The following is a 3,241-nucleotide window of genomic DNA, read 5'->3' as shown; positions in this document are numbered from 1 at the left end:
CCTGCCGGCCTTCGAGCTCGCGGGAGAGCTTGTCGGCCCTGGCGTTGTTGCCCGAGGCGCGTGCCGTGTCGATCTGTGTGCGCAGCTTGTCCACGGCCGCCTGGAGCTGACCGGTCAGACCCTCGGCACGTGCCCGCGCCTCCGGGTTCGTCCGGCGCCACTCGGACTCCTCGGCCTCCTGGAGCGCGCGCTCCACCGCCTGCACCCGGCCCTCGACCTTCGGGCGGGCGTCACGCGGGACGTGGCCGATGGCCTCCCAGCGCTCGTTGATGGAACGGAACGCGGCCCGGGCCGCCTTCAGATCCGTCACCGGGACGAGCTTCTCGGCCTCGGCCGCGAGCTCCTCCTTCAGCTTGAGGTTCTCGCCCTGCTCGGCGTCCCGCTCCGCGAAGACCCCGCTCCGGGCCGCGAAGAACACGTCCTGTGCGCCGCGGAAGCGGTTCCACAGCTCGTCCTCGGCCTCGCGCTGGGCGCGGCCCGCAGCCTTCCACTCGGTCATCAGGTCGCGGTAACGCGCGGCCGTCGCACCCCAGTCGGTCGAGCCGGAGAGCGACTCGGCCTCGGCGACCAGCCGTTCCTTGACCTTGCGGGCATCTTCGCGCTGGGCGTCCAGCGCGGCGAAGTGAGCCTTGCGGCGCTTGGAGAAGGCCGAACGGGCATGCGAGAAGCGGTGCCACAGCTCGTCGTCGGACTTACGGTCCAGACGGGGCAGCCCCTTCCAGGTGTCGACGAGCGCCCTCAGACGCTCACCCGCCGACCGCCACTGCTCGCTCTGCGCCAGCTCCTCGGCCTCGACGACGAGCGCCTCCTTGGCCTGACGGGCCTCGTCGGTCTGCTTCGCCTTCTGGGCCTTGCGCTCCTCGCGGCGCGAGTCGACCGTCGCGACGAGCGCGTCCAGCCGCTTGCCGAGCGCGGCGAGGTCGCCGACGGCGTGGTGCTCGTCGACCTGCGTACGAAGGTGCTCGATCGCCGCCGTGGCGTCCTTCGCCGAGAGGTCGGTGGTCTTCACCCGCCGCTCGAGGAGGCCGATCTCGACCACCAAGCCCTCGTACTTGCGCTCGAAATAGGCCAGAGCCTCCTCGGGGGAACCGGCCTGCCACGATCCGACGACCTGCTCGCCCTCGGCCGTACGCACGTACACGGTGCCCGTCTCGTCGACACGGCCCCACGGGTCGCTGCTCACAGCGCCTCCTCCACCTGATGCATCGAGGGGGTTCGCCCCCCGTGCATCGTCCACAGTTTCCTGGGGCGGGCAGCGCCCGCCCTGCACAACGCCAATCTAGGCGACCGGCCGCCCGGCTGTCCGCACTCAGCGCGGCTGAAATTCTCCGGTGCGCTCCAGGGACCCCGTGCCGGGCGACCGCATCTGCGGTCAGACCTTGTCGACCGTCGCCTTCTCGACCGTGACGGCCTTCTTCGGAGCACCGTCGCCCGCCCCGTCGGCGACACCCGCCTCGGCGATCTTCTTGACGGCCTTCAGGCCCGCATCGTCCATGGTGCCGAACGGCGTGTAGCTGGGCGGGAGTTTGGTGTCCTTGTAGACCAGGAAGAACTGGCTGCCGCCCGTGCCGGGCTGGCCGGTGTTCGCCATCGCGACGGTGCCCGCCGGGAACGTCACCGAGCCGTCGGCGCCCGCCTTGCCCAGCGCGGTCAGATTCTCGTCAGGGATCGTGTAGCCGGGGCCGCCCGTGCCGTCCCCCTTCGGGTCACCGCACTGCAGGACGAAAATGCCCTGCGTGGTCAGCCGGTGGCACTTCGTTCCGTCGAAGTACCCCTTGTCCGCGAGGGCCTTGAAGGAATTCGTGGTGTGCGGGGTCTTCGCCGCGTCCATCGCGATGCCGATGTCGCCCTGGTTCGTCTTGAGCGACATCGAGTACTTGGCCTTCTTGTCGATCTTCATCGCGGGTTCGGGAGCGCTGCTCCCGCTCTCCGAGGGCGACGCCGACGGGTCGGCGCTCGCGGCCGCGTCCGCGGAGGTCTTCTTCGCGTCGTCGCCGTCGAGCGAGACGTACGCGCCCACACCGATGGCCGCCACCACGGCCACCGACGAGGCGATGATCGCCGTGAGGCGCCTGGTCCTCCGGCGCGCTTCCTCCCGGCGCTGCTGCTGCCGCTCGAACTTCTCCCGGGCGAGCTGCCGCCGCCGCTGATCGCTGCTGACCACCGGATGATCTCCTTGTACGTCGTGTGATCGGGCCTGGAATGCCCGTACGGTATATGGGTTAGCTGTGGAATGAGGAGCGCCGGTAGTCTCTGATCTGCCGCATTCTCCCTCCGCGGCCCTCCTCGTCGGACGAACACTAAGGACGATCGTGCTCATTGCCGGGTTCCCCGCCGGAGCCTGGGGGACCAATTGCTACCTGGTCGCCCCCGCCGCCGGTGAGGAGTGCGTGATCATCGACCCGGGCCACCAGGCCGCCCAGGGCGTCGAGGAAGCGCTGAAGAAGCATCGGCTCAAGCCCGTCGCCGTCGTCCTCACCCATGGCCACATCGACCACGTCGCCTCGGTCGTCCCCGTGTGCGGAGCCCACGACGTCCCCGCCTGGATCCACCCGGAGGACCGCTACATGATGAGCGATCCGGAGAAGGCGCTGGGCCGTTCCATCGGGATGCCGCTGATGGGCGAGCTGACCGTGGGGGAGCCCGACGACGTCAAGGAGCTGACCGACGGCGCCCGGCTGGAGCTGGCGGGCCTGGAGTTCGCCGTCGCGCACGCGCCCGGCCATACGAAGGGGTCGGTGACGTACCGGATGCCCGAGGCCGCGGACGTGCCGCAGGTCCTCTTCTCGGGCGACCTGCTCTTCGCCGGCTCCGTCGGACGCACCGATCTGCCCGGCGGCGACCACGCCGAGCTGCTCGGGTCGCTGGCCCGTGTGTGCCTGCCGCTCGACGACTCGACCGTGGTGCTGTCCGGCCACGGCCCCCAGACGACCATCGGCCGTGAGCGCGCCTCCAACCCGTACCTGAACGGCCTGGCCGCGCCCCGCCGAGGAATGTGACGAGAGAAAAGAACCGTGAGCACCTTCCAGGCCCCCAAGGGCACGTACGACCTGATCCCTCCGCGCTCCGCGAAGTTCCTCGCGGTGCGCGACGCGATCTCCGCACCCCTGAAGAACTCCGGCTACGGCTACATCGAGACCCCCGGGTTCGAGGACGTCGCCCTGTTCTCACGCGGTGTCGGTGAGTCCACCGACATCGTGTCCAAGGAGATGTACGCCTTCGAGACCAAGGGCGGCGACAA

3 protein-coding genes and 1 pseudogene are annotated in these 3,241 nt (G+C 69.9%); 2 read left to right on the top strand and 2 right to left on the bottom strand.

Translation table 11 applies throughout. The annotated features are described in order from the left end of the window. The coding region (locus tag VN520_RS35935) for a DUF349 domain-containing protein (RefSeq protein ID WP_325751147.1) at nt 1-1,183 on the bottom strand (1,183 nt) is incomplete at its 3' end. Between the two features lie 189 nt (nt 1,184-1,372). Next, nucleotides 1,373-2,164, bottom strand: a complete 792-nt coding sequence (locus tag VN520_RS35930) for a peptidylprolyl isomerase (protein ID WP_325751146.1) — start codon at nt 2,162-2,164, stop codon at nt 1,373-1,375. A 148-nt stretch (nt 2,165-2,312) separates the two neighbouring features. Between VN520_RS35930 and VN520_RS35925 the strand changes: the two genes are divergently transcribed. Then, nucleotides 2,313-2,999, top strand: coding sequence for an MBL fold metallo-hydrolase (locus VN520_RS35925; protein WP_325751145.1), 687 nt, complete (start codon nt 2,313-2,315; stop codon nt 2,997-2,999). 15 nt (nt 3,000-3,014) lie between these two features. Next, nucleotides 3,015-3,241 (top strand): annotated as a pseudogene (locus VN520_RS35920) (histidine--tRNA ligase); the annotation flags it as partial.

Origin of the sequence: Streptomyces sp. (assembly GCF_035563135.1) — a bacterium.
Classification (GTDB): Bacteria; Actinomycetota; Actinomycetes; order Streptomycetales; family Streptomycetaceae; genus Streptomyces.
This window is presented reverse-complemented; position numbering and strand designations above follow the sequence as displayed.